Here is a 19,301-nt window from a genome sequence, read left to right on the forward strand (position 1 = left end):
GGAACATTGCGTTCCGAAAATCATTAGCCTAGGATGCGGCCGAGCGAAGCGATTGTTCCACTCCCGGACCCCACAGGCCCCTACAGGACCCCTTCATGCCTGAAGAAGAGTTCGACTACATCGTCGTCGGCGCCGGCTCGGCCGGCTGCGTGCTGGCCGGCCGGCTGAGCGAAGACCCGGCCACGCGCGTACTGCTGCTCGAAGCAGGGCCTGCCGACCGCTCGCTGTGGATCCACCTGCCCATCGGCTACGGCAAGACGATGTGGAGCCCCACCTACAACTGGCGCTTCGAGACCGACCCCGACCCGAACATGAACGGCCGGCGCATCTACTGGCCGCGCGGCAAGACGCTGGGCGGATCGAGCGCGATCAACGGGCTGATCTACATCCGCGGCCAGCGCGAGGACTACGACCACTGGGCCGCGCTGGGCAACGCCGGCTGGGGCTACGACGACGTGCTGCCCTACTTCATCAAATCAGAAGGCAACCAGCGCGGCGGTGACGCCTTCCACGGCGGCAACGGCCCGCTGAGGGTTTCGGACATCGCCGCGAAGCACGAGCTAATCGAGGCCTTCATCGACGGCGCCGGGCAGGCAGGCGTGCCGCGCACCGACGACTTCAACGGCGCCGCGCAGGAAGGCGCGGGCTACTACCAGCTGACCACGCACAGGGGCTGGCGCTGCAGCACGGCCAAGGCCTACCTGACGCCGGCCGTGAAGCGCCGCCCCAACCTGCGCATCGAGACCGAGGCGATGGCGCAGAAGCTGGTGTTCGAAGGCCAGCGCGCCGCCGGCGTCACGTACCGGCAAGGCGGCGAGCTGAAGACCGCGCGCTGCCGCGCCGAGGTGCTGCTGTCGGCCGGCTCGATCCAGTCGCCGCAGCTGCTGCAGCTCTCGGGCATCGGGCCGCGCGCGCTGCTCGATCGTTTCGGCATCCCGGTGGTGCACGAGCTGCCCGGCGTGGGCAAGAACCTGCAAGACCATCTGCAGATTCGCCTGGGCTACGAATGCACCAAGCCCATCACCACCAACGACCAGCTCAACTCCTGGTTCGGCCAGATGGGCATGGGGCTGGAATGGCTGATGCACCGCACCGGCCCGCTGGCGGTGGGCATCAACCAGGGCGGCTGCTTCATGCGCGCGCTGAAGGATGAAAGCGGCCAGCCGGTGGCGGCCACGCCCGACATCCAGTTCCACGTGGCCACGCTCTCGGCCGACATGGCAGGCGGCAAGGTGCATCCGTACTCGGGCTTCACGATGTCGGTGTGCCAGCTGCGGCCGGAGTCGCGCGGCCATGTGCGCATCCGCTCGCTCGACGCGGCCGAGCCGCCGGAGATGCAGCCGAACTATCTCGCCACCGAGCTCGATCGCGCGACCACTGTGGCCGGCGTGAAGGCCGCGCGCGCGATTGCCGATTCACCCGCAATGCGCCCCTACGTGAAGCGTGAGGTGAAGCCCGGACCCGATGCCGCGAGCGACGCCGACCTGCTGGAGTTCTGCCGCAACAACGGCGCCACCATCTTCCACCCCACCGGCACCTGCCGCATGGGCAGCGATGCGCTCGCCGTGGTCGATGCGCGCCTGCGCGTGCACGGCGTGGCGGGCCTGCGCGTGATCGACTGTTCGGCGATGCCGACGCTGGTGTCGGGCAACACCAACGCACCCGCCGTGATGATGGCCGAGAAGGCCGTCGACCTGATCAGAGAGGACGCAAGAGCGGCTGCAGCCGCGCACTGAGTTTTTTGTTTTTTGCAAACCCAAGGCCCGCAGAGGCCGCCACGACAACCTCATCGGAGACAACGACATGAGCGCAAGCGACGAGAAAGCGATTCGCAGGGTGGTGGTCTCTGCCCTGGTGGGCGCCACCATCGAGTGGTACGACTTCTTCCTGTACGGCGTAGTGGCCGGCATCGTGTTCAACAAGCTCTACTTTCCGGGCAGCGACCCGGTGGTGTCGACCTTGCTGGCGTACACGACCTTCGCGGTGGGCTTTGTCACGAGGCCGCTGGGCGGCGTGATCTTCGGCCACTTCGGCGACAAGATCGGCCGCAAGAGCATGCTCATCATCACGCTGATGATCATGGGCGTGGCCACCTTCCTCATAGGGCTGGTGCCCACCTATGCGCAGATCGGCATCGCGGCGCCGCTGCTGCTCTTGCTGCTTCGCGTGGCGCAGGGCATCGGCCTGGGCGGCGAATGGGGCGGCGCGGTGCTGATGGCGTACGAATACGCACCGAAGGAAAAGCGCGGCTTCTATGCCTCGCTGCCGCAGATCGGGCTGGCCATCGGCCTGTGCCTGGCCTCGGGCGTGGTGGCGCTGCTGTCGTCGCTGCTCACCGACGAGCAGTTCCTGGCCTGGGGCTGGCGCATCGCCTTTCTCATCTCCGGCGCGATGGTGATGGTGGGCATGTACATCCGCCTGCACGTGAAGGAAACGCCCGAGTTCGCGGCCGTGAAGGCGCGCAACGCCGAGCTGCGCATTCCGTTCATGGACATGATCCGGCGCTACCCGGGCAATGTTCTGAAGGGCATGGGCGCGCGCTACATCGACGGCGTGTTCTTCAACATCTTCGGCGTGTTCTCCATCAACTACCTCACGACCACCATCAAGATCAGCCGCACCGAAGCGCTGCTGGGCGTGATGGCGGCGGCCGTGGTGATGTGCTTTGCCATTCCCTTCTTCGGGCGCATGTCCGACCGGCTGGGGCGGCCCCGGGTGTACATGTGGGGTTCGCTCATTACTGCGGTGTCGGCGTTCCCGGGCTTCTGGCTCATGACGCACAGCGGCGGCAACGTGATGCTGATCTGGCTGTCGATCATCGTGCCCTTCGGCATCCTGTATGCATCTGTGTATGGGCCCGAGGCTGCTTTGTTCTGCGATCTGTTCGATGCGAAGGTGCGCTACACGGGCATCAGCTTCGTCTACCAGTTCTCGGGCATCTTCGCCTCGGGCATCACGCCGATCATCGCGACCGCGCTGCTCAAATCTGGCGGCGGCGAGCCGTGGCAGATCTGCCTGTACGTGCTGTTCGCGGGCGTGGTGTCGGCGGTGTGCGCGTGGATGATCGGGCGATCTGCCTCGCCGGCCGATGCGCCGGTGGCGGTGGCCTCGCGCTGACGGCGAGGGCCGGCCGGCCCCGGCTGCTCCTTCCCTATGGGCTCCTGTCCATGCCGAGCGCACGCATCACGGCCGCCGTGCGCGTCTCGACGCCCAGCTTCACGTACACATGCTCCAGGTGCTTGTGCACGGTGCGTGGGCTTATCTCCAGCAAGGCGGCGATCTCGGCGTCGGTCTTTCCGCGCGAGAGCCAGTGCATGACGTCGCCCTCGCGGGGCGTGAGGCCGGCAGGCGGTGCTTCGGGCAACGGCGCCTCGGCGCGGCAGGCCAGCCGGTACAGGAAGGCAACCGCCACCGCGTGCTCCAACCCCGCGCGCCGGTAGTAGTCGGCCTGCAGCGCAGCGCGGCGGAATTCGCGCCGGCCCGGCGACTTTGTTGCGATGCGGTGGGTTGCGCGCAAGCCATCGTTGCCGGCGCCGTGATGCCGCACGGGCGAATGCCCGGACTCCAGTTGCGCCAGCAGGCGAAGTGCGCTCGCGCGATTGTTGCGCGTCAGGTTCGTCATGGCATGCCCCTTTCACGGTGCATACGCATTGCTGCGTATGGCGCCTGCACGCATCGAGACGCAGGATGCTTGCAGGCCCTTTGCCGCGAACAGTATAGGCAGGCGGGGGGCGCGCGGGCCGCCCACCGGCGAAGGAGATACACATGGCTATCGACGAAACACGGCTTAACGCGTTCATGGGTAACTTCGTCCACGACATCGGCGCCGTGATGCACGCGGCAACCATCGTCGTCGGCGACCAGCTCGGCCTGTACAAGGCGCTGGCCGAAGGCCCCTCCACCGCGGAGGCACTGGCCCGCCGCACCGAGACCGATCCGCGCTACCTGCGCGAATGGCTCTCGGCCCAGGCCGCCAGCGGCTACGTCGAGTACGACCCCAAAGGCGAGCTGTTCTCGCTGACCGAGGAACAGGCCTTCGCGCTCGCCGAGGAAGGCAGCCCGGCCTTCGTGCCCGGCGCCTTCCAGATCGCGGTGGCGCAGTTCAAGATCATTCCCAAGATGGTCCAGGCCATGCGCACGGGCCTGGGCATCGGCTGGCACGAGCACGATGCGGCCCTCTTCCATGGCACCGAGCGCTTCTTCCGGCCCGGCTACGCGGCCAACCTGGTGAGCCAGTGGATCCCGGCGCTCGAAGGCATCGAGCCCCTGCTGAAGCGCGGCGCGCGCGTGGCGGACGTGGGCTGCGGGCACGGTGCATCGACGCTGCTGATGGCGCAGGCCTATCCCGAGTCCAGCTTCATCGGCTTCGACTATCACGCGCCTTCGATCGAACGCGCCCGCGAAACGGCACGCAAGGCCGGTGTCGACGATGAAAAGCGCCTGCGCTTCCAGGTCGCGAGCGCCAAGGATTTCCCCGGAGAAAACTACGACCTCGTCGCGGTCTTCGACTGCCTGCACGACATGGGCGACCCCGTCGGCGCGGCGGCGCACGTGCGGCGCAGCCTGAAGCCGCAGGGCACCTGGATGATCGTCGAGCCCTTTGCCAACGACCGGCTGGAGGACAACATCAACCCCGTGGGGCGCGTGTTCTATTCGGCCTCGAGCTTCATCTGCACGCCGGCCTCGCGTTCGCAGGAAGTGGGCCTCTGCCTGGGTGCGCAGGCCGGCGAAGCGCGCCTTCGCGAGGTGGTCACGCAAGGCGGCTTCTCGCACTTCCGCCGCGCCAGCGAGACCCCGTTCAACCTGATCTTCGAAGCACATCCGTAAGGACATTCCAGGAGCCACCATGTCACGCCAATACATCGACTGCCGCGAGTACCCGAGCACGACGAACTGCAGCGTCGCGCTATCTGCCGACTCCGAGAGCGAACTGCTCGATGCTGCCGTGCAGCACGCCGTGGCCGTCCACGGCCATGCCGACACGCCGGAATTGCGCACGCAGCTGGCAAGCCTGTTCAAGACCGGCACGCCGCCGCTGCAGGCGCCCGCGCAGAAGGTGCCCGCCTGACGATCCTGCGCGGCGATGAATACCTTCGGGTGCTTTCGATAGGCGCCCGTCGATGAAATCCGGGTAACCCGGTTGAGCGTTGCCCTGCCCGCCCAGCGCACTTTCCGAAGTCGCGTTATGGTTCGCGCTGCCACCCACGGCGAACCAGAAAAAAGGCGGGGCCCATGATCGATCTCAACATCAACGGCCAGTCCGTTGCCCTCAACGCGCCCGAGGACATGCCCCTGCTCTGGGCATTGCGCGACATCGTCGGCCTGACCGGCACCAAGTTCGGCTGCGGCATCGCGCAGTGCGGCGCCTGCACCGTGCACCTCGACGGCCAGCCCGTGCGCTCATGCGTGCTGCCGGTCGGCTCCATCGGCAAGAAGGCCATCACCACCATCGAAGCCGTCTCGCAGACGCCTGCGGGCAAGAGCATCCAGAAGGCCTGGCTCGATGTCGACGTGGTGCAGTGCGGCTACTGCCAGTCGGGCCAGATCATGTCCGCGGCCGCGCTGATACAGCGCACGCCCAACCCGAGCGACGCCGACATCGACCTGGCCATGTCGGGCAACGTCTGTCGATGCTGTACCTACTCGCGCATTCGTGCGGCCATCAAGCAGGCCGCCACCGGCAAGGCCGAAGTGTTGCAGTCGGTGGTCGCGATGCCAGCAAGGAGCGCATCGTGAAGGCCGCCGGCATCGGTGGCATCAGCAGGCGCGCCGCCCTGCAGGCCGGCGGCCTTGCGCTGGCTTTCACCTGGGTCGGAGGCAGCAAGGCCTTCGCCGCGATCAGCCCCAGGCAGCAGCCGGCCGACGCGGCCGCCGCGCTCGCCGACGGCAACCCGGCATTCGCGCCGAATGCCTTCATCCGCATCGATGCCGACGGCGGCGTGCGCCTCGTGATGCCGATGGCCGAGATGGGCCAGGCGATCTACACCGGCTCGGCGATGCTGCTGGCCGAGGAACTGGGCGTCGAGCTCGACCAGGTGCGCGTGGAGCATTCGCCGCCGAACGAGGCGCTCTACGGCATGCCGCTGCTCGGCGGGCAGATCACCGGCGGCTCGACCAGCACGCGCGGCACCTATGGCGTGCTGCGCGAAGCTGGCGCCGTGGCGCGCACGCTGCTGGTGAGTGCCGCCGCCGCGCAGTGGAAGGTCGACGCTGCGAGCTGCACGGTCGCGCGCGGCGTGGTGAGCCATGCGGCATCCAGCCGGCAGCTCGGCTTCGGCGCGCTTGCCAGCGCCGCCGCCAAGCTGCCGATGCCGGAAAAGGTGACGCTGAAGGAGCCGAAGGATTTCAAGCTGATCGGCCAGCCGCTGCGGCGCGTCGATTCGGCGGGCAAGGTCAACGGCACCACCCAATTCGGCATCGACGTGCGCCTGCCGGGCATGAAGGTGGCGACGGTCAAGGCCAGCCCCACGCTCGGCGGCGTGCTGGCCTCTGTGGACGACAAGGCAGCGCGGGCGATTCCCGGCGTGATCGACGTGCTGCGCATCAAGGACGCGGTCGCCGTGGTGGGCGAGCATTTCTGGGCCGCGAAGCGGGGCCTCGATGCATTGAAGATCCAGTGGACGCCGGGGCAGAACGCCACGCTCACCACGCAGCAGTTGCGTGCGGCGCTGGCCAACGCGCTGGCGAAAGACAAGGCCATCATCGGCAAGGAAGCCGGCAAGCGGCCCGAGGGCACGCTGGTGCAGGCCACCTACGACCTTCCGATGCTGGCCCACGCGACCATGGAGCCGCTCAACACCACGGTGCACGTGCGGCCCGACCAGTGCGAGATCTGGGTCGGCACGCAGGTGCCCACGCGCTGCGTGAGCGCCGCGGCCAAGATCACCGGCCTGGCCGAAGACAAGGTCGTGGTGCACAACCAGTACCTGGGCGGCGGCTTCGGCCGACGGCTGGAGACCGATTCGGTCGAGCAGGCCGTGGCCTTCGCCAAGCAGGTGCCCTACCCGCTCAAGGTGGTGTGGACGCGCGAGGAAGACATCCGCCACGACATCGTGCGGCCGATGTACCACGACGACATCTCGGCCGTGGTCGACGGCGAGGGCCAGATCCTCTGGTTCGGCGACCGCATCTCGGGCGGCACGGTGCTGGGCCGCTGGGCTCCAGCCTTCATGGGCAAGGACGGCATGGACGGCGACCTGATCGAATGCGTTGCCGAGCCTTGCTACGATCTGCCGAACCTCAAGGTCGAATGGGTACGGCACGACATGCCGGCCGGCCTGAACGTCGGCTGGTGGCGCGGCGTGGGTCCGACGCACAACCTCTTCGTGATGGAGAGCTTCATCGACGAACTGGCGCACCGCGCGAAGAAAGACCCGGTGGCCTACCGGCGCGCCATGCTGAAGAAGAACCCGCGCACGCTCGCGGTGCTCGACCTGGCGGCAAGCAAGATCGGCTGGGGGCAAGGCACGCTGCCGGCGCGTGTCGGGCGCGGCGTGGCGGTGGGCGATGCCTTCGGCAGCCGCGTGTGCGCCATCGTCGAGGCCGAGGTCACGCCGCAGGGCGAAGTGCGCATGCGGCGCGCGGTGGTCGGGCTCGACTGCGGCATTGCGGTGAACGCGAGCTCCATCGAGGCGCAGATCCAGGGCGGGCTGCTGTTCGGGCTGAGCTCGGCGCTGTTCAGCGAGATCACGGTGCGCGACGGCGCCATCGAGCAGAGCAACTTCCACGACTACCGGATGCTGCGCATCAACGAGGCACCGCCGATAGAGGTGCACACCGTCAAGAGCGGCGAGGCCCCTGGCGGGCTCGGCGAAGTCGGCACGGCCATTGCCGCACCGGCGCTGGCCAACGCGATCTTCGCGGCCACGGGCGTGCGCCTGCGCGAGCTGCCGGTGAACCGCGCGCTGCTGGCGCAGGACAAGGAAGCGCTGAAGAAAAAGATCGCCAGTGCAGGGCTTGGCGAAAGGAGCGCAGCATGAAGCGGCTTCTCAAATTTCTGGTGGCGGTGTTCGTCGTTGGGGCGGCGCTGTATTTCTTCCTGAACCGCACCGACAAGTCCGAGGGCGAGGCGCCGGTGCTGGCCGGCGCGCCCAGCGACGCGGCGCTGCTCGTGCGCGGCGAATACCTCACCAAGGCCGCCGATTGCATCGCGTGCCACACGGTGCCCGGCGGCAAGGGGCAGCCCTTTGCGGGCGGCCTGCCCTTCGTGCTGCCCTTCGGCACGATCTACTCGTCGAACATCACCGCCGACCCAGAGACGGGCATCGGCAAATGGAGCGACGACGACTTCGTGCGCGCGCTGCACGACGGCGTACGCGCCGACGGCAAACGCCTGTACCCGGCGTTCCCGTACACCTCGTACACCACGCTGAGCCGCAACGACGTGCTCGCGATCAAGGCCTACATCTTCAGCCTGCCCAAGGTGAACCAGCCGAACAAGGAGGCCGACCTGGGCTTCCCGTTCAACCAGCGCTGGGCGATGGGCTTCTGGAACGCGGCTTTCTTCAAGAGCAGCCGGTTCGAGGCCGACGCGTCGAAGCCGCTTGCGTGGAACCAGGGCAAGTACCTCGCCACGGCGCTGGGCCACTGCGCGGAATGCCACACGCCGCGCAACTTCGCCTTCGCGATGGATGCGGGCAACAACCTCGCGGGCGAATCGATCCAGGGCTGGCGCGCCTACAATATCACGTCGGATGCGAAGAACGGCATCGGCGCGTGGAGCGATGCAGAGATTGCCTCGTACCTGACGACCGGGCACGCCGATGGCCGCGGCTCGGCCTCTGGCCCCATGGGCGAGGCTGTGGAGCACAGCCTGCAGTACCTGAAGCCGGAGGACGCCTCGGCGCTGGTGAGCTATCTGCGCACGGTGCCCGCCAAGGCCGGCAAAGACCCGATCGAGGTCGACGCAAAGGCGCCATGGGCCGTGGCCGCGAGCGCGGCGGCGCCTGCCGCCAACACGGCCGAAGGCCACGAGCAAGGCTTGAGGCTCTTCGCGGCGGCATGCGCGAGCTGCCACCAGTGGAACGGACAGGGCCAGCAGACCGCCAACGCGTCGCTGCTTGGAACGCGCGGCGTGAACGACCCTGACGGCTCCAACATCACGCAGATGATCCTGCAGGGCGTGAGGATGCACGTGCACGACAGGGAGGTCTACATGCCGGCGTTCGGCAAGGCCTACACCGATACCGAAGTCGCGGCGCTCGCCAACTACGTCATCGCGCAGTTCGGCAACAAGCAGGGCACGGTGACGCCGGAATTCGTTGCAAAGCAGCGCACGCGCTAGCTGGATGGGGCGCAGCGCCGCATCTAAACTGAGTCCATGAAAAAGACCGGGGAAGTTCAACGCTGCCTGCAGCCCGTGGTGGAGCTCCGGAAGGAAGCGGCGGCGTACGCGTATTCCGTTCGCGCGCCCCGGTCCAAGGGCGTGATACCGCCCAGTTCGTACCGCGACGGCGGCTTCGCCACGCTTGCCGACTGCCTGAGCGACGTGGCGCGGGCACTCGGTGGCGACTTCTCACGCATCTACGTACGGCTCGACGGCTTCTGCGTCGGGGAGCGCGACATCGCGGAATTGCGCCTGGAGCCGGAGAAGGTCGCGGCCGCTTTGAAGGCGGCCTGCGAAATCAACCTGGAGCAACTCTCTGCACCCGGCGGAGACTGATCGCAATCACGAGACCCGCCGCCGCCGCACCTGCGCCGATGAGGAAGACGCCGCTGTAACCCGCCCGGTCGGCCAGAAGCCCGGCCACGGGACCCGTCAGGCCGTAGGCGATGTCCTGGAATGCCGAGAACCCGCCCAGCGCCGTGCCGCGCAGATGCGGCTCCACAAGGCGCACGACTTCGCGGCCCATGGCCGGAAAGATCATCGAGCAGCCGAGCCCTGTGAGAAACGCGCCGACAAGGGCAAGCACCGGATCGGTTGCACTCCAGATCAGGACCTGGCCGAGCGTCTCGACGGCGAGCGATCCGATCGCCACGGGCAGGCCGCCCACGCGGTCCGGCAGATGGCCGAAGAGCACGCGGACCAGAACGAATCCGCTGCCGAAGGCTGTCAGGCCCAGCCCGGCATAGCGCCAGTGCTGATCCAGAAAATGGAGCGTGAAGAACGCCCCGATCGCGGCGAAGCCGATGCCCTGGAGGCAGACGATGGAACCGTGCGGCCAGATCCTGCCGATCACGCGCCAGAACGGCGGGCGCTCTGTGCCAGGGTGCGCGGCAACGCCTGCGATGCGCCAGACGGTCAGCAGCCCGAGGCAGGGCAGGATCGCACTGACGCCCATCGCACCGGCAAATCCGAACCGGTCGAGCAATGCCAGGCCGACAGGCCCGCCGACGGCGAGTGCGCCGTAGATGGCGGCGCCGACCAATGCCAGCACCTGCCCCGAACGGGCGGGACCGACGAGGCCGATCCCCCAGCCGATCACGCCGACCGCAACAAGGCTCTCGCCAAGCCCGATGAGCAGCCGGCCTGCGATGAGGATCAGGAAGGCCGTCCACGGCGCCAGAAACGACAGCCCCGCAATCAGCGAGACCACCGCCCCGCCCACATAGAAAGCCAGCCCGCGCGCCACCGCGACCTTGGCCCCGCGACGGTCCGAAAGGCTGCCGGCATGCGCCCGGCTGACGACAGTCGCAAGAAAGGCGATGCCGACGCCGAGCCCGGCCCACACATTGCCGAGCCCCAGCCGCCCGGTCACGAAGATCGGCACGATGGGCAATGACATGCCGACGCAAAGATAGGAAATGAAGAGGATGGCCGTCAGCAGCAGCAGGCGGCCCTGCGCCGGGTGACGTGTCGAAGATGTTGTCGACGGTGTCGATTGAGAAGTCATGGTGTTGTCCAGGCTGTTCCCCATCGACGGAAGCGCGCAAACGAACGCACTCCGACCGACGAGGATCGTTGAGTGCGTTGCTTGACGTCAGACGCTTACGGCCAGTGCGACTGGCACTGCGGACGCTGTGTCCGCGCTGGTGTTGTTGTCAGCCGAGCCGCATCGACAGCTCGACATCTCCGCCGAACGGCGTGGACATGTAGCCCGCTTCCGGCGAGCGCACGTGCGCCAGGTAGTCGGGGCTGTAGTCGGCGTTGTCGGCGACGATGAAAGCGCCCGGCCGGAGGCGGCTCTCGACCAACTCCAGGATCTCGGGATAGAGCGCCTTGGCACCGTCGAGCAGCAGCAGGTCGATCGAATCCGGGAGGTTGGCGGCAAGCGTCTGCAGCGCGTCTCCCTCGCGGATTTCGACCAGGTCGTCGAGGCCGCCGGCCGCCAGGTTCTGGCGAGCCCTCGCCACCTTGGACGGCTCGAACTCGGTGGTGATGAGGCGGCCGCCGCCGTTGTCCCGAAGGGCCGCGGCGAGGTGCAGGGTCGAGATGCCGAACGAGGTTCCGAACTCGACGACGGTTCGCGCGCCGCTGTTGCGCGCCAGCATGTAGAGCAGCGCGCCGGTCTCGCGCGAGACGGGGAGCGGAACGTCTTTCAGCTTTGCGTAGAAGTCGAGGTAGTCGGTCTTGCTGCGCATCAGGCGCGTGCGCTCTTCGCTGGAGAGATCGGCGACCGCGGAGCTCATTGCAGGCGACGCGGCGGCGGCCTCTTCGAACAGGCGCTCCAGCAAGGGCGCGAGCGGTGTGGTGGTCAGGGTTGTCACAGGGGTCTTCGTGTTGGAGTGAACGAGTGCTCATAATATGAAGGAACATTCACATTTCCTATTCGCGTTGCGAGCCCCACCGATGACCGAACGCCGAAGCGCACCGATCTCCTCTAGAAGACAGCCCAAGCAGGCCCGCTCGACCGGGCTCGTCGCCACGATCCTCGAAGCCGCCCTTCAGGTTTTGGCGAAGGAAGGCGCAAACCGCTTCACCACCACGCGAGTGGCCGAGAGGGCCGGCGTCAGTGTCGGGTCGGTGTATCAGTACTTTCCGAACAAGGCGTCGATCCTCTTTCGCCTCCAGAGCGACGAATGGCGGCAGACGACGGAGATGCTGTGCGGCATCCTCGAAGACGCACAAAGGCCGCCGCTGGAGCGGCTGCGCATGCTTGTGCACGCCTTCATCCGCTCGGAGTGCGAAGAAGCCGGAATGCGCGTGGCGCTGAGCGACGCCGCCCCGCTCTACCGGGACGCACCCGAGGCGCATGAGGCCAGGGCCGCCGGAGACCGCACCGTGCAGGCCTTCATGCAGGAGGCCCTGCCCGATGCCTCCGAAGCCACGCGCGCGTTGGCCGGCGACCTGATCACGACGACGTTCAGCGCGGTGGGAAAGCAGTTCTCGGAAAGCCCGCGAACCGACGCGGAGATCGAAGCCTACGCAGACGCCATGGCCGACATGTTCTGCGCGTACCTCCAAAGCCTCGGGCACGGCCAGAAGAAACGCACCAGTCGTTCAGCGCAGCGTTGACATGTCCTCCGCCAACGCGCCCACACGCCGCAGTGCATGGCGATGAGCATCGTCCCAGCGGCCGGCGAGCCCCAGCCGGATGCAGTGGCGAAAGTGGTTCGTGGCGCTGAACATCGTGCCTGGAGCAATGACGATGCCCTCGGCAAGACAGGCCTGGAACAGCGCGAGCGAATCGGTGCCGTGCGGCAGTTCGACCCACAGGATGAACCCGCCTGGAGGGTCGGTGACGCGCGTGCCCTTCGGAAAGTGCTGTGCGATGAGCCCGCGCACTTCATCGACGCGCGCCGCGATGGTCGAGCGCATCTGGCGGTAGTTGGCCTCGATGCCCGGCTGCATCAGCAGGTCGGCCATTGCACGCTGCAGCATCGCCGACTGGCTGCCGCTGGTCACCTGCTTCATGCGCGCGACCTTCGTGCCCCATCGCCCGGCATCGACCCAGCCTAATCGCAGCCCGGGTGCGACCGTCTTGGAGAACGAGGAGCACAGCATCACGTGCCCCGTGGTGTCGAAGGAGCGCACGGCACGGCGCTGCTCGTCCTGCTCGGCAAGGTCGTTGTAGGTGACGTCCTCGATCAGCGGGATGCCGCGTTCGGCAACCATCTGCGCGAGGCGGCGCCGGTCGGCCGGCGGCATGCTCGCGCCCATCGGATTGGAGAGCGTGGGTACGGCGAGCACGGCTTTCACCGGCTGCGTTTCGAAGGCCAGCTGCAGCGCGTCGAGTGAGATTCCGGTGCGCGGATGCGTCGGAATTTCCAGCGCACGCAGGTGCCGGTCTTCGAGGATCTCCAGAAAGCTGAAGAGCGTCGGCGATTCGAGCGCGACCACGTCGCCGGGCTGCGTTACCGCGCGCAGGCAGAGCGTGATCGACTCGAGGCAGCTGTTCGTCACGACGATGTCGCGCGCGTCGAGCTGGCAGCCCATGCGCAGCGCATGGCGCGCGATTGCGCGGCGCAGGCTCTCATCGCCGGAGCCGACGATGTATTGGGTGAGCGTTGCGCGATGGCGCTGCACGGCGCGGCTGGTTGCGCGGCGCACGCGCTCTTCGGCAAACAGGTCGGCGCTCGGGCATGCGGCGCCGAAGGAAACGTAGCCCGGGTCGTGCGCGAGCTGCATCACGCGCGCGGCGAGCGAACTGACGTCCACTGCCATCGAGTCCGCAGGCGGGTTCGAGGTTTCTGGCTCGGGCGGCCTCGGCGGGCGGGCCGCGACGAAGTAGCCCGAGCGCGGCCGCGCGACGATCAGGCGCGAATCCTCCAGCATGCGATAGGCCTGCACCACCGTGCCCAGCGACACGCTGTGATGCCGCGCCAGTTCGCGCACCGACGGAATGCGCTCGCCCCGCGCGAGCGTGCCGGCGCGGATCGGCATGGCGATCGATTCGGCGATCTGCAGGTACAGCACCTCGGCTTGGTCGTGCTCGGGCATGGCCGCATTCTGTACCGCGCCGAAGTGGCCCGACAGGTACAGATGACGGCCGCCGCGACTGGCACAGATGCGGCTTCGCCCGGTCTGTACCACTCCAGATGGCGAATACCTGTGGCTGTGCGGCTCGACGCCCGATCTCTACTGTCGAGTCCATGAACACACTCACCCACACCCCATCGCCCGGAACACGCCACGGCGCATCCGCCCCGTCTCTCATGACGCTACCCATCGGCGAGGCGCGCACGCTGCGCCACCGCGCCGGCGCACGCCTCGAAGTGACGAGCGGCCGCGTGTGGCTCACCGAACCCGGCGACCTCGACGACCACTTCGTCGCCAGCGGCGAATCGCTGCTGCTGCATCACAACGGGCCGGTCGTGGTCCAGAGCGATGGCGCAAGCGCCGCGGTGCTGCGCATCGTCACGTCGTCTTCCGCACGGAGGCTGCCATGGTCCCCCTGACCGATCTGGCGATCTTTGCCGGTGCCGTGGTTCTGCTGGCCATCACGCCCGGGCCCAACATGGTGTATCTGATCTCGCGGTCGATCTGCCAAGGTCGACAGGCCGGTTTTGTTTCGCTGCTCGGCGTGCTCGCCGGGTTCGTCGCGCACATGATGGCGGCCGCGCTGGGCCTCTCGGCGCTGTTCGTGACCGTGCCGCTGGCGTATGAGCTGCTGAAGTGGGCGGGCGCTGTGTACTTGGCGTACCTGGCCTGGCAGGCTGTTCGGCCCGGCGCGCGCTCACCGTTCCAGGGGCGGCAGCTGCCGCACGACTCGCCCCGCAAGCTCTTCGTCATGGGGTTGCTGACGAACCTGCTGAATCCGAAGGTCGCGTTCTTCTATCTCTCGCTGTTCCCGCAGTTCATTTCGCCGGAGCACGGCTCCTTGTTCGCGCAGAGCCTGATGCTCGGCGCCACGCAGATCGCGATCAGCTTTGTCGTGCTGCTGACCATGGCGATGTCTGCCTCCCGCATTGCCGGATGGTTCGAGCACAACCCGCATTGGCTGGCCGTGCAGCGCTATGCGATGGGCTCGGTGCTGGCCGGCCTGGCCGCGCGCCTGGCGATCTCCCAAAGGCCGGGCGCTTAGCTCGCCTTGCGGGCGGATCTTTGTATCCGCCGCGAATCATTGGTTACTTTCAGACGCAGTTCAGGGTAGACCTGCGTCAGACGGCGCTGCGCCTGTAGTGCCGTAGGCCTCAGTACGCAGCCTCGGGACGGGCCTGGTGCTCCCGTTCCTCGCCTATCACTCCCTCAGGGGGTACCCGCTTTCAGGCATATCGCCAGCGTGTACGCGTACTTACATTTTTGACTTGTAAATGGAAAACGACGGAACGCGCAGACGCAAGAGAGAGCGCACCTGCGCACGGGAGCCTGCCTGTCAGGTAACAACAAACGAACAAATTGAAGCCATGAACAAGATTTTTCGCACCCTCTGGAATCCAACGCTCGGCACTTGGGTAGCCGCTCCCGAAACATCTCGCGGCCACGCGCGATCGGCCAGACTGGGCGAACTGGGGGCAGTCGCCGTCGCGGTGCTGCTCCTGGGCACCGGGCCGGCGATGGCGGCCGGCGGCGCTGGCGGGCAACCCGTCGGCGACCCTTCGCTGCACGCCGGCGCGGGCGGCAGCAACGGCAGCGGTGGCAGCGGCGGGCTCAACGACACCACGGTGGGTGCGAACGGCGGAGCCGGCGGATCGTCGACCGATGCCGGCGTTACGGCGGGCTCCACAGCCAACATCGGCTCCTTTGCCGGCGCTACCGCAGGCACGGGCGGCGCGGCGGGCACGACCAGCAACGTCGTCAGCCCCGGCGTGCTGCAGGGCGACAACGGCGGCGCGGGCCAATCGCAGACCGGCGACGCCGCCAACGGCAACGGATACGGTGGCGGCGGTGGCGGCGGATTCCAGGGCTCGTCGATCGGCAGCGCCGTTACCTCCTCTTCCGACAGCTACACCGGCGGCACCGGGGGCGTGGGCGGCAACGGTTATTGGGCTGCCGGCGGCGGCGGCGCGGGCGGCTTCGGCTCCATCCTCATCGGGCCGACCGGCAACTACACGGCCTCCGGCAGTTCCACGGGCGGCGCGGGCGGCAACGGTGGCAATGCCTTCTCGCAAGCCGGTGGCGGCGGCAGCGGCGGCGGCGGGTTCTTCCTGAATGCCACGACGGCGGGGCTCACCTTCACCAACAGCGGCACCATCGCTGGCGGTGCGGGCGGCAACGGCGGGGCAGAACTGCTGCCGGCGCGCAGCAACGCATCGGGCGGCGGCGGCGGGGCCGGCGGCAACGGCATCACGCTGGCCGGCAGCGCGGTGTCGGTGACCAACACCGGCACGGTCACTGGTGGCGCAGGGGGTGCAGGCGGAGCCGGTGGCGGCGGCGCGGGCGGCACCGGTGCGCCGGGGGCCGGCGGCGACGGCGGCATCGGCTTGTGGGCCACGGGTGCCAGCGCAACGATCACCAACAGCGGCACCATCACCGGCGGGGCCGGCAGCACCGGTGGCGCCAACAGCAACGGAGGCGCGAGCGGCGCCAACGGTGTGGGCGGCGTCGGCGTGATGGGCGCCAACCTCACCATTGCCAACAGCGGCGCCATCTCGGGCGGACTGGCCGGCGACGGCCTCACCCGTGCGTCGGCCGTGGAATTCACCGGCGGCAGCAACAGCCTGACCCTGAACACCGGCGCGGCGCTGACGGGCGCCGTTGCCATCGACAGCGGCGCCACCGCCAGCGTGATTGCCGGCGCCGACGGCCTGAGCATGAGCAATGCCCTGCTTCTGGGCGGCACGGGCACCATCAACACCAACGGCCACGACATGGGCTGGTCGGGCCCGATCTCGGGTGCCGGCGACCTGGTGAAGAGTGGCGCAGGCACCCTGACCCTGGCTGGCGCCAACATCTACACCGGCGCCACCAACGTCGCCGCCGGCACCTTGCGCGCCGGTGCGGCGAACGCACTCAGCAGCGCCAGCGCCTTCACGGTCGCATCGGGCGCCACGCTCGACCTGGCCGGCCGGAGCCAGACCATCGCGTCGATGGCCAACGGCGGCACCGTCTCGCTGGTGGGCACCGTGCCCGGAACCACCCTCACGGTGACCGGCCCGTGGGTGGGCAGCGGCGGCACGCTGCGCCTTGGCACGGCGCTGGGCGACAGCAGCAGCGCAAGCGACCGGCTGATCCTCAGCGGCAGCACCGCCATTGCCAGCGGCACGACCAACGTGCAGATCACCAACCTCGGAGGCCTGGGCGCGCTGACCAGCGGCAGCGGCATCGAAGTCGTGAGCGCGCTGAACGGGGCGACGACCACCGCACAGACCACGAAGAGCGCCTTCGCCCTGGCAGGCGGCCACGTCGATGCCGGCGCCTACGAGTACCGGCTGTACGCCGCCGACGCAAGTGGCGCGGGCGAGAACTGGTACTTGCGCTCCACTGCCACCGTCGTTCCACCGGCCAGCGGTGGCGGAAGCGGCGGCGGCGGCGGCGGCGGCGTGACCGTGCCCACCTACCGCACCGAAGTGCCGCTCTACGCCGCGCTGCCCGAGCAGTTCCGCCAGTCCAACCTGGCGATGCTCGGCAACATGCATCAGCGCGTAGGCGACGACGGCCCGACCGGCGCCAACACCGCCACGCCAGACCAGGGCTACCGCCAGGCCTGGGCCCGCATCATCAGCACCGACCGCACCATCAGCCAGAGCGGCACCGTCCGCCCCACCAGCAAGGGGCGCCTCACGGGCTTCCAGGCCGGCACCGACCTGTGGGCCGACGCCAACTGGCGCGCCGGCGTCTACGTCGGCCAGCTCGACGGCGACATGAGCGTGACCGGCTTCGCGCGCGGCATCGTGAACTACGCAGCCGGCTCCAACGACCTGCGCAGCCAGTACCTGGGCGCCTACGCCACCTGGAAGAACGACAGCGGCCTGTACGTCGACGGCGTGCTGCAGGCCGGGCGCCACCGCTACACCGTGTCGCCCACGCTGGGCTTCGGCAGCTCCGGCAAGGGTAGCAGCCTGCTGGCCTCCATCGAGGTGGGCCAGGCCTTCAACATCGCCCCGGGCTGGACCATCGAGCCCCAGTTGCAGTTGGTGCACCAGCGCGTGAACCTCGACGACGGCAGCATCACGGGTGCCCTGGTGCAACAAGACAGCCACAACGGCTGGCTGGCGCGCGCGGGCGTGCGGGTCAAGGGCGAGATCGCCACTTCCGCCGGCCTGCTGCAGCCCTATGTGCGGGCCAATGTCTACCGCAGCAGCAGCGGCACCGACGTCAGCCGCTTCATCGGCCCGGCCGCGTACACCGACATCGCCACCCGCACAGGCGGCACGAGCACCGAGCTCGCGGTAGGCGCCACGCTGCAGCTGACGCAAAGCACGAGCGTGTATGCGGAACTGGGCAAGCTGTGGGACTCGGACGGCGCGACGCGCACGAAGAGCGGAGTCAACGGCAGCGTGGGCGTGAAGATCCGCTGGTGAGGCGCGGCGTCAGTGCGACCCGTTGTCGCGGTCCGCACGGACCGTTTCGACGACGGACAGCACCGCGTCGATCACCGCAGCCGGGTCGTCGAACTGGATGTCATGCCCGGCGTTCGGCAACAGCCGGTGCGTGCTGCGCGAGGACCATGTCGCCATGTCCTCGTGCAGCTTCTCCCAGATGGCCTGCACCTGCTTGCCCTGCTCGGGCGTGATCTTCATTCCCCGGAGTTCCGCTTCGGTGTACGGTGCCATGGCGGTGAGCACCACCAGCGGCCGGCTGCCCAGATCGCGAAAGGCGCCGGCCTCGGCGAGCGAGGCATCGGTCGCATCGCTCTCCGCCAGTTGCGTGACCATCGACTTCGGCGCAAATGCGTGAACCGCCTGTGAATCGCGCGCCGTCTGGTTCGGTGCCTGCGGCAGCAGCGAGGGAGCCGCCGCGCGCAACAGGCCGGACCACGCAAGCCACACGGCGATGCGGGAGCGCAGCGACCGCGTCTCCGTCATGAAAGCCGCGACACGCGCGACCTGGTCCGGATGCGATGGGTCGACAAGAACCAGCCCCGCCACCTCGGCGCCGAAGTACTTCGTGAAGCTCGTCGCATAAAGACCGCCCAGCGACTGGCCGACCAGCACGAAGGGGCCGTGCTCGCCCGCACGGGTCAGGGCCTCGTGAAGGTCTTGCGCCACCTGCCTGGCGCTATAGGGCGCATCCGAAGCGTCGCTCCACATCAAGCCCGCACGGCTGTACGAGCACGCACGCGTGTGTGCCGCGACCTTCGACTGCACGGCCGACCAGCTCAACGAACCGTCGACGCTCAGCCCCGCCTCGAACACGACGGTGGGCGAGCCCGAGCCCCGGCAATCCAGCTGGATTTTTCGCCCGCCGATGTCGACCATCTTCCCCGGCGCGGGAAAGTCGCGCGCCGCGCGGTAGCGGCCGACCTGCTCGTACACCACGCCCACGAGGACGACCAGCACGACGATTGCCGTGCTCCAGAGGACGATGCGCATCAGCAGAC

17 protein-coding genes are annotated in these 19,301 nt (G+C 68.2%); 12 read left to right on the top strand and 5 right to left on the bottom strand.

What is annotated here, in order from left to right:
* Positions 1-95: 95 nt before the first annotated feature.
* Both ACTG4X_RS24590 and ACTG4X_RS24595 read left to right on the top strand, forming a co-directional pair.
* The gene (locus tag ACTG4X_RS24590) at positions 96-1,736 is read left to right on the top strand and encodes a GMC family oxidoreductase (protein WP_440532131.1); all 1,641 of its coding nucleotides are present in this window, start codon (positions 96-98) and stop codon (positions 1,734-1,736) included.
* Between the two features lie 67 nt (positions 1,737-1,803).
* Positions 1,804-3,117, top strand: coding sequence for an MFS transporter (locus tag ACTG4X_RS24595; RefSeq protein WP_093059473.1), 1,314 nt, complete (start codon positions 1,804-1,806; stop codon positions 3,115-3,117).
* A 34-nt stretch (positions 3,118-3,151) separates the two neighbouring features.
* On the opposite strand, the gene ACTG4X_RS24600 is transcribed toward ACTG4X_RS24595, so the two are convergent.
* Positions 3,152-3,622, bottom strand: coding sequence for a helix-turn-helix transcriptional regulator (locus ACTG4X_RS24600; RefSeq protein WP_093059471.1), 471 nt, complete (start codon positions 3,620-3,622; stop codon positions 3,152-3,154).
* Positions 3,623-3,765: 143 nt separating this feature from the next.
* Between ACTG4X_RS24600 and ACTG4X_RS24605 the strand changes: the two genes are divergently transcribed.
* From ACTG4X_RS24605 to ACTG4X_RS24630, 6 genes are all read left to right on the top strand, one after another.
* Positions 3,766-4,827, top strand: coding sequence for a class I SAM-dependent methyltransferase (locus tag ACTG4X_RS24605; protein ID WP_440532132.1), 1,062 nt, complete (start codon positions 3,766-3,768; stop codon positions 4,825-4,827).
* A 19-nt stretch (positions 4,828-4,846) separates the two neighbouring features.
* Positions 4,847-5,068, top strand: a complete 222-nt coding sequence (locus ACTG4X_RS24610; protein WP_093059467.1) for a DUF1059 domain-containing protein — start codon at positions 4,847-4,849, stop codon at positions 5,066-5,068.
* Positions 5,069-5,232: 164 nt separating this feature from the next.
* Positions 5,233-5,736 carry a (2Fe-2S)-binding protein gene (locus ACTG4X_RS24615; protein ID WP_093082065.1) on the top strand — a complete coding sequence of 168 codons (504 nt, stop codon included), beginning with the start codon at positions 5,233-5,235 and terminating at the stop codon, positions 5,734-5,736.
* A complete protein-coding gene (locus ACTG4X_RS24620; protein WP_440532133.1) occupies positions 5,631-7,979 on the top strand; it encodes a molybdopterin cofactor-binding domain-containing protein in 2,349 nt (782 codons plus the stop codon). The genes ACTG4X_RS24615 and ACTG4X_RS24620 overlap by 106 nt, the downstream gene beginning before the upstream one ends.
* On the top strand, positions 7,976-9,283 hold the full coding sequence (locus ACTG4X_RS24625; RefSeq protein ID WP_440532134.1) for a c-type cytochrome: 1,308 nt from the start codon (positions 7,976-7,978) through the stop codon (positions 9,281-9,283). Before ACTG4X_RS24620 ends, ACTG4X_RS24625 begins: the two co-directional genes overlap by 4 nt.
* A gap of 36 nt (positions 9,284-9,319) precedes the next feature.
* Entirely contained in the window at positions 9,320-9,661 is a 342-nt protein-coding gene (locus tag ACTG4X_RS24630) for a hypothetical protein (protein ID WP_440532135.1), read from the top strand.
* On the opposite strand, the gene ACTG4X_RS24635 is transcribed toward ACTG4X_RS24630, so the two are convergent.
* Positions 9,624-10,832 carry an MFS transporter gene (locus ACTG4X_RS24635; protein ID WP_440532136.1) on the bottom strand — a complete coding sequence of 403 codons (1,209 nt, stop codon included), beginning with the start codon at positions 10,830-10,832 and terminating at the stop codon, positions 9,624-9,626. The two genes, ACTG4X_RS24630 and ACTG4X_RS24635, sit on opposite strands and share 38 nt — an antisense overlap.
* Positions 10,833-10,980: 148 nt before the next feature.
* Positions 10,981-11,646 (bottom strand): O-methyltransferase, encoded by a 666-nt coding sequence (locus ACTG4X_RS24640; protein ID WP_307614885.1) that lies wholly within the window; start codon positions 11,644-11,646, stop codon positions 10,981-10,983.
* An 82-nt stretch (positions 11,647-11,728) separates the two neighbouring features.
* Here ACTG4X_RS24640 and ACTG4X_RS24645 point away from each other — a divergent pair, with 82 nt between their 5' ends.
* Positions 11,729-12,394, top strand: a complete 666-nt coding sequence (locus ACTG4X_RS24645; RefSeq protein WP_440532137.1) for a TetR family transcriptional regulator — start codon at positions 11,729-11,731, stop codon at positions 12,392-12,394.
* On the opposite strand, the gene ACTG4X_RS24650 is transcribed toward ACTG4X_RS24645, so the two are convergent.
* Positions 12,380-13,819 (bottom strand): PLP-dependent aminotransferase family protein, encoded by a 1,440-nt coding sequence (locus ACTG4X_RS24650; RefSeq protein WP_440532138.1) that lies wholly within the window; start codon positions 13,817-13,819, stop codon positions 12,380-12,382. The two genes, ACTG4X_RS24645 and ACTG4X_RS24650, sit on opposite strands and share 15 nt — an antisense overlap.
* Before the next feature lie 152 nt (positions 13,820-13,971).
* Here ACTG4X_RS24650 and ACTG4X_RS24655 point away from each other — a divergent pair, with 152 nt between their 5' ends.
* From ACTG4X_RS24655 to ACTG4X_RS24665, 3 genes are all read left to right on the top strand, one after another.
* The gene (locus ACTG4X_RS24655) at positions 13,972-14,277 is read left to right on the top strand and encodes a DUF2917 domain-containing protein (protein ID WP_177192894.1); all 306 of its coding nucleotides are present in this window, start codon (positions 13,972-13,974) and stop codon (positions 14,275-14,277) included.
* Positions 14,265-14,903, top strand: coding sequence for a LysE family translocator (locus ACTG4X_RS24660; RefSeq protein ID WP_093082051.1), 639 nt, complete (start codon positions 14,265-14,267; stop codon positions 14,901-14,903). Before ACTG4X_RS24655 ends, ACTG4X_RS24660 begins: the two co-directional genes overlap by 13 nt.
* A gap of 322 nt (positions 14,904-15,225) precedes the next feature.
* Positions 15,226-18,282 (top strand): autotransporter outer membrane beta-barrel domain-containing protein, encoded by a 3,057-nt coding sequence (locus ACTG4X_RS24665; RefSeq protein WP_440532139.1) that lies wholly within the window; start codon positions 15,226-15,228, stop codon positions 18,280-18,282.
* Between the two features lie 9 nt (positions 18,283-18,291).
* Here ACTG4X_RS24665 and ACTG4X_RS24670 read toward each other — a convergent pair whose 3' ends face one another.
* Positions 18,292-19,293, bottom strand: a complete 1,002-nt coding sequence (locus ACTG4X_RS24670; RefSeq protein ID WP_440532140.1) for an alpha/beta fold hydrolase — start codon at positions 19,291-19,293, stop codon at positions 18,292-18,294.
* Positions 19,294-19,301: the final 8 nt, after the last annotated feature.

Source organism: Variovorax sp. YR566, from assembly GCF_051992195.1.
In the GTDB taxonomy this organism is placed as follows: Bacteria; Pseudomonadota; Gammaproteobacteria; order Burkholderiales; family Burkholderiaceae_C; genus Variovorax.

Coding starts and splice junctions, on each gene's coding strand:
- ACTG4X_RS24605 (WP_440532132.1), top strand. CDS start 3,766: ATGGCTATCGACGAAACACGGCTTAACGCGTTCATGGGTAACTTCGTC.
- ACTG4X_RS24660 (WP_093082051.1), top strand. CDS start 14,265: ATGGTCCCCCTGACCGATCTGGCGATCTTTGCCGGTGCCGTGGTTCTG.
- ACTG4X_RS24630 (WP_440532135.1), top strand. CDS start 9,320: ATGAAAAAGACCGGGGAAGTTCAACGCTGCCTGCAGCCCGTGGTGGAG.
- ACTG4X_RS24595 (WP_093059473.1), top strand. CDS start 1,804: ATGAGCGCAAGCGACGAGAAAGCGATTCGCAGGGTGGTGGTCTCTGCC.
- ACTG4X_RS24655 (WP_177192894.1), top strand. CDS start 13,972: ATGAACACACTCACCCACACCCCATCGCCCGGAACACGCCACGGCGCA.
- ACTG4X_RS24625 (WP_440532134.1), top strand. CDS start 7,976: ATGAAGCGGCTTCTCAAATTTCTGGTGGCGGTGTTCGTCGTTGGGGCG.
- ACTG4X_RS24670 (WP_440532140.1), bottom strand. CDS start 19,293: ATGCGCATCGTCCTCTGGAGCACGGCAATCGTCGTGCTGGTCGTCCTC.
- ACTG4X_RS24645 (WP_440532137.1), top strand. CDS start 11,729: ATGACCGAACGCCGAAGCGCACCGATCTCCTCTAGAAGACAGCCCAAG.
- ACTG4X_RS24610 (WP_093059467.1), top strand. CDS start 4,847: ATGTCACGCCAATACATCGACTGCCGCGAGTACCCGAGCACGACGAAC.
- ACTG4X_RS24620 (WP_440532133.1), top strand. CDS start 5,631: ATGCTGTACCTACTCGCGCATTCGTGCGGCCATCAAGCAGGCCGCCAC.
- ACTG4X_RS24600 (WP_093059471.1), bottom strand. CDS start 3,622: ATGACGAACCTGACGCGCAACAATCGCGCGAGCGCACTTCGCCTGCTG.
- ACTG4X_RS24665 (WP_440532139.1), top strand. CDS start 15,226: ATGAACAAGATTTTTCGCACCCTCTGGAATCCAACGCTCGGCACTTGG.
- ACTG4X_RS24650 (WP_440532138.1), bottom strand. CDS start 13,819: ATGCCCGAGCACGACCAAGCCGAGGTGCTGTACCTGCAGATCGCCGAA.
- ACTG4X_RS24615 (WP_093082065.1), top strand. CDS start 5,233: ATGATCGATCTCAACATCAACGGCCAGTCCGTTGCCCTCAACGCGCCC.
- ACTG4X_RS24635 (WP_440532136.1), bottom strand. CDS start 10,832: ATGACTTCTCAATCGACACCGTCGACAACATCTTCGACACGTCACCCG.
- ACTG4X_RS24590 (WP_440532131.1), top strand. CDS start 96: ATGCCTGAAGAAGAGTTCGACTACATCGTCGTCGGCGCCGGCTCGGCC.